The 2,915-nt window shown below is 26.1% G+C and carries 3 protein-coding genes; all 3 read left to right on the forward strand.

The genetic code is table 11. The annotated features are described in order from the left end of the window. Positions 1-446, forward strand: a 446-nt coding sequence (gene tilS, locus ACWYO2_RS05580; RefSeq protein WP_455515493.1) for a tRNA lysidine(34) synthetase TilS, incomplete at its 5' end; no start/stop codon positions are given. Between the two features lies 1 nt (position 447). Then, on the forward strand, positions 448-2,532 hold the full coding sequence (gene ftsH / locus ACWYO2_RS05585) for an ATP-dependent zinc metalloprotease FtsH (protein ID WP_455515494.1): 2,085 nt from the start codon (positions 448-450) through the stop codon (positions 2,530-2,532). A 199-nt stretch (positions 2,533-2,731) separates the two neighbouring features. Further along, positions 2,732-2,915: hypothetical protein (locus ACWYO2_RS05590; protein ID WP_455515495.1), on the forward strand; the 184-nt coding region annotated here is incomplete at its 3' end.

Genomic DNA, 2,915 nt, shown 5'->3' on the forward strand with positions numbered 1-2,915 from the left:
TTTCTAGTGAATCCAAGATTATTGATTTAGGAAATGGTTATGTATGGTATAAATCATATAATGATTATGGTATAAAGAAAAAAGAAGAACTTTTTTTAGAAGAATATAGTTATATTTTAGAATATGGTAAAGAAATAAAAATACAAGATTTTTATGTTGGTTATGTTAATAAAATATTACTTGAAAAAAATAAGTATAGCGAGTATAATATATATAGTTTTTTATATAATTCAGATGATCAAATTATTGTTAGAAATAGAAAAAATGGGGATAAATTGGGTAATAAGAAATTAAAAAAAATATTTATTGATAATAAGATAAATAGATTTGAAAGAGATCAGATACCACTAGTTGTTATAAACGATAAAATTGTACTAGTTGGTGATAAATTTAAATTAGTTAATAAAGATACACAGGGTGATAGGGTTGTGTATATAAGGAGGTAAAATGGAAGATAAAGAAAAAGATGAAATTAAAAATGAAGAATTAATAAATGAAGAGAATGATAAGGATGAAAATATTGATAGTTCAGATGATGATTTGAAAAAAGAAGATGAAAAACAAGATAAAGATGAACAAGAAAATGAAAAAAAAGAAAATGATAATATAAAAAATGATCCTAGATATAAACTTTTTGAAGATTTAATTAATGATGAAGAATTGAGAAATGCTAAAAAAGTTAAGATTAAACTTAGACCATCTATATTTTTTGGATTTATTTTCTTAATGGTTCTATTTGCATATTTATTTTTTGGTTCAAATATGATGCCATTTAATGAGAAAAAAAGTATATCATATAGTCAATTTGTTCAAAAAATAAATTCTGGAGAGATAAAAAGTGTTAGCGAATCAGTATCAGAAGTTGAAGGTATAGGTAATTTAGAAGGTAAAACAACTATATATACGACTAATATGGTTACAAAAAGAATAGGTGAGGATACAACTTTAATGACAGCAATAAACACTAATAATGTTGATTTAACTGTAAAACCAACACCAATTAGCACTACTGTATTTAGCTTTATATTAGCAGCTGCACCAATTATTTTAACTGTATTTATATTTATGTATATAAATAAAACTATTATGGGTGCTTCAAGAGGTGGACGTGGAATTAATCCATTTGGCTCAAATAGAAGTAGTAAAATAAGTGAAAAACCCAAAGTTAAATTTAGTGATGTAGCTGGACTTAAAGAAGAAAAAGAAGAATTAAAAGAAATAGTAGACTTTTTAAAAGATCCATCTAAATTTGAAAAAACAGGAGCAAGAGTACCTAAAGGTGTTTTACTATTAGGAGAACCTGGAACAGGTAAAACTTTACTTGCTAAAGCAGTTGCTGGAGAAACAGGCGCTGCGTTTTTCTCAATGTCAGGTTCAGAGTTTGTTGAGTTATACGTAGGAGCAGGTGCACTTAAAGTTAGAGAATTATTTGCAGATGCTAAAAAAGAAACACCAGCTATAATATTTATAGATGAAATAGATGCTGTGGGTAGAAAAAGAAACCAAGGTAAAATGAATGGTGGAAATGAAGAACGTGAACAAACATTAAATCAATTATTAGTTGAAATGGATGGATTTGAAACAGATCAAAGAATAATAGTTATGGCTGCAACAAATAGAGCTGATATTTTAGATCCAGCTTTATTAAGAGGTGGAAGATTTGATAGAAGAATAGAAGTATCAGCTCCTGATGTTGAAGGAAGAATTCAAATTTTAAAATTACATTCAAGAAATAAAAAATTATCTAAAGATGTTAAGTTAGAAGATATAGCTAAAATTACTCCAGGATTTGTTGGTGCAGATCTTGAAAATTTATTAAATGAAGCTGCCATACTTGCTGCTAGAAAAAAATCAGATACAATAACTATGGAAGATTTAGATGAAGCTGTTGATAAAATTGGTATGGGTCTTGGACAAAGAAGTAAAATAATAAGCCAAAGAGATAGAGATATGTTAGCTTATCATGAAGGAGGTCATGCCTTAATTGCTTCTCTTTTACCTGAAGCAAGTAAGGTGCATAAAGTAACTATTATACCACGTGGTGATGCTGGAGGATTTATGATGCCACTTCCAGAAGAAACTTTAGGTAGAACTAAAAAACAATTATTAGCTGAAATAAATGTTCTATTTGGAGGACGTGCAGGAGAATCTCTTATGATGGATGATATAGCAACTGGAGCATATTCAGATATTAAAAGAGCAACAGAGATTGCTAAATTGTTAATAACAAGAGTTGGTATGAATGATGAATTAGGACCTATTAATTATGAAATAGATGAAAATAATGCTTTTGTATCAAGTGTAAGTAATGAAACAAGTAGAGAAATAGATATTGAAGTAAGAAAATTATTAAAACAAAAATATGATGAAACATATAAGTTATTAAGTGATAATAAAGATATACTTGAAAATATTGCAAGACTTCTTAAAGAAAAAGAAACAGTCACAGGTTCTCAAATAAGAGCTTTAGTTGCAAGAGAAAGTTTTGATGATGTAATGAATGGAAATATTGATTTAGAAAAATATTATTAAGATTAAAATTATATAAAATTATGTATCTATAAATTTTATGAATATTGAAAAATATAGATACATTTTTTTATTAAAATTTTTTGAAAAAAGTAATAATTTTTTTTGTTTTTTATATTTTTTGGTGTATAATATAATGTATAGGACTAGTTAAGGAGGAAAGATCTTCTAGAGTTGAATTTAACTTTATTAGATTAAAATTATGAGAAAATATTTATTATTTTTTTTTATATCACTTCTTTCATATTCACAGATTTTAGAAATAAGTGATGAGTATAATTTAGTTAAAAAAAATAAAATAGAATTTAAAACAGAAGAAGAGTTAAATTCTGAATTAGAAAAATTGAGTTTTGAATTAGTATCTTCGGGATTTGTTACATCTAGTA

Source organism: Pseudostreptobacillus sp. (genome assembly GCF_977040545.1).

Coding starts and splice junctions, on each gene's coding strand:
- ftsH (WP_455515494.1), top strand. CDS start 448: ATGGAAGATAAAGAAAAAGATGAAATTAAAAATGAAGAATTAATAAAT.